Raw genomic sequence first — 2,720 nt, forward strand, 5'->3', positions numbered from 1 at the left:
GAAAGGTCACATACGCGGAACCCAAAATATGCCCCGCACGGCACAAACGCACCTGCACACTAGACGCCTCTGTCGTCAACGGAATACTCCCCCATTGCTTGTATTCCAACGGCACCAACTGCGCCGCCAACCGCGCCAAACAGGCCTCAATAATACTGGCATTGCGCGTAACACCAACCTTAAGCGCATCTTCAATCACTAAAGGCAACAACGCCGCACTCGGCTGTGAACAATAAATCGGCCCATCAAACCCCGCCGCCAACAAATAAGGCAACCGACCCACATGATCGATGTGCACATGGGTTACCACCAAAGCCCGCACCGCCGACACATCAAACTCGATCTCCAAACGATTCGAATCCGCCCCAGTACCAGACGTCTCTGCCCCCTGAAACAAACCGCAATCCACCAGAACCGAGTTATCACCATCCACAAACAACTCATGGCAAGACCCAGTCACACCCTGCACCGCACCATGATGCTTAATATCCAACATACAAATCCCTCTGCAACAGACAAAAAATAACCTTACCCCACAACAATACCCAACGACAACCGCCGACCCGATCTTTCCCGCGAAGGCGGGTAGGCCGGGAGGGGGTTGCAAGACCAGCACCTCACCTTAAGCCTTGGAAGAGACAAGGGAAACGCATAACGTCACGAATGGTCAACCGCACTGCATTTTGTTAGTATGATGTTTGTCGTTTTAGTGTATTTGGAATGAACATATGAACTATCATGAATCACGCTGGAAGCAACGATTTCAAAACTTTTCCAGAAGTTTTATGTTGCTAAAAACCACTACTGAACTGGAAAAACTATCCGTTATTGAACGTGCAGGAATGATTCAGTTTTTCGAAATATCCTTTGAGCTCGCTTGGAAGGTGCTGAAAGACTATCAAGAAGAAGAAGGCTTTTCGATAAGCAGCCCACGTGACGCAATAAAAACCGCGTTTCAATATCAGCTGATTGAAAACGGCAAAGAATGGCTAGAAGCCTTGAGCGACAGAAATTTAACAGTGCACACTTATCAAGAGGAAACCGCTCAACTCGTCGAGCTAAAAATAAAGTCGACTTATTACCCGATCTTAAAGGATTTTCATCGAAACTTTACTCAGAGACTAACCAAATGATGGAAGCCGACTTTGGGTTAACCTCAGCAGAGCTTGAAGAGCTAAATAGCATCATTCAAAGCTTTCATGAGATTGAATCTGTAATGATTTTTGGGTCAAGGGCCAAAGGTACCTACAAGCCAGGTTCTGACGTAGACATGGTTATCTCTGGAGATAAACTAGATCATTCAGTGGTTACACGGTTATCTAACCTGCTCAATGAAGAAACCACCTTTCCCTATTTCTTTGATATTTTAGATTTAAACACCATAAAATCCGAAGAAATGCTGGCACACATAGCACAACATGGACGAAAAATTGAACTCAACAAATGAGTCAATGCATAAACCAACCTATCACATGATCCACACCAACCCACCCGTAGGTCAGATAAGACGAGGCACGAGGCGTAATCTGACATTCATAACCCACATCATCAAACGGCACATTACACTTCGTTCATGATGCCCTACGAAAACATCACGAAACCACCAACCACATTACCCAACGACAACCATCCAACGCCGGATAACGGTCGTGCCTCCCTCATCCGGCCTACGAAAACAACATGTGTGAAAACGATATCGCAAAGAAGCGAGCGAAAAAGAGGAAATGATTATTTTGTTAATATAGGTATACTTATTTTTCGAGAAACCGAAAAAGGGGCTTTAATAAAAGGAGTCAGATCCCAGTTAAGTTCTAATAGTACGAATAAAGATGCCTGCTTGTTGATTGCAGGAAACCGATCAGGGAGAAAGCAAAACCATGAGCCGTTCTTTGGATATTCGCTGGCACCAGCGTTTGCAGAATTACCAAGCAGCATTTAATGAGTTGGATGAGGCTGTTGCGTTAAGCAATCAACGGGGTCTTTCCAAGCTGGAAGAGCAGGGGCTAATCCAGGCGTTTGAGTACACCTATGAGCTATCCTGGAATACCATTAAGGATTTTTACAAGGATCAGGGTGAAACAGATATACAAGGTAGTCGGGATGCCATACGCCTAGCATTTGAGAGGGGATTGATTGAAGCTGGTGATCAATGGTTTGCGATGATCAAAAGTCGTACTTTAACATCACATACCTACAACCGTGAAACAGCCCGCTTGATTGCAGATCAGATTTTGAATACCTACCATCCGTTGTTGAAATCTCTTTTAGTGGCGCTTGAGAAACAGCGTGACAGGTTGTAAGGCTTTGGCTGGTTTGCCATGCGGTATACTGGAAAAGCTCCAGGCTGAGTTGAGTCATTATCCACAAGTGCAACATGCTATCCTGTTTGGCTCCCGTGCCATGGGAACTCATCGTGCTAACTCGGATATTGATCTTTGCCTTGATGCACCTGATCTGTCGTTTCAGAGCTTTCTGCAGCTTGCATCAGTACTGGATGAGTTGGTGTTACCTTACCGCCTTGATCTAATACTGAAACACCATATCGACAATCCTGACCTGCTGAATCACATTCAGCGAGTTGGGCTGGTAGTGAAATAAAAGGGGGCAGATGAGACGAGGTACGAGGCGTAATCTGACATCCCCAACCAACATCATCAATCGGCACATTACACTTCGTTCATGATGCCCTACGAAAACACAACATCGTCAAACGGCACATT

5 protein-coding genes are annotated in these 2,720 nt (G+C 45.4%); 4 read left to right on the forward strand and 1 reads right to left on the reverse strand.

The window, feature by feature from the left end:
- The coding region (locus DK187_RS20765; RefSeq protein ID WP_162623567.1) for an MBL fold metallo-hydrolase at positions 1–496 on the reverse strand (496 nt) is incomplete at its 3' end.
- A 232-nt stretch (positions 497–728) separates the two neighbouring features.
- Here DK187_RS20765 and DK187_RS20770 point away from each other — a divergent pair.
- From DK187_RS20770 to DK187_RS21620, 4 genes are all read left to right on the forward strand, one after another.
- Complete coding sequence (locus DK187_RS20770; protein WP_111609204.1) at positions 729–1,133, forward strand: HI0074 family nucleotidyltransferase substrate-binding subunit; 405 nt, start codon at positions 729–731, stop codon at positions 1,131–1,133.
- Positions 1,130–1,447 carry a nucleotidyltransferase family protein gene (locus DK187_RS20775; protein WP_111609205.1) on the forward strand — a complete coding sequence of 106 codons (318 nt, stop codon included), beginning with the start codon at positions 1,130–1,132 and terminating at the stop codon, positions 1,445–1,447. The genes DK187_RS20770 and DK187_RS20775 overlap by 4 nt, the downstream gene beginning before the upstream one ends.
- Before the next feature lie 430 nt (positions 1,448–1,877).
- Positions 1,878–2,300 carry a nucleotidyltransferase substrate binding protein gene (locus tag DK187_RS20780; protein WP_111609206.1) on the forward strand — a complete coding sequence of 141 codons (423 nt, stop codon included), beginning with the start codon at positions 1,878–1,880 and terminating at the stop codon, positions 2,298–2,300.
- Between the two features lie 67 nt (positions 2,301–2,367).
- Positions 2,368–2,598, forward strand: coding sequence for a nucleotidyltransferase family protein (locus DK187_RS21620; RefSeq protein WP_420870156.1), 231 nt, complete (start codon positions 2,368–2,370; stop codon positions 2,596–2,598).
- Positions 2,599–2,720: the final 122 nt, after the last annotated feature.

The organism is Marinomonas arctica (genome assembly GCF_003259225.1).
In the GTDB taxonomy this organism is placed as follows: Bacteria; Pseudomonadota; Gammaproteobacteria; order Pseudomonadales; family Marinomonadaceae; genus Marinomonas; species Marinomonas arctica.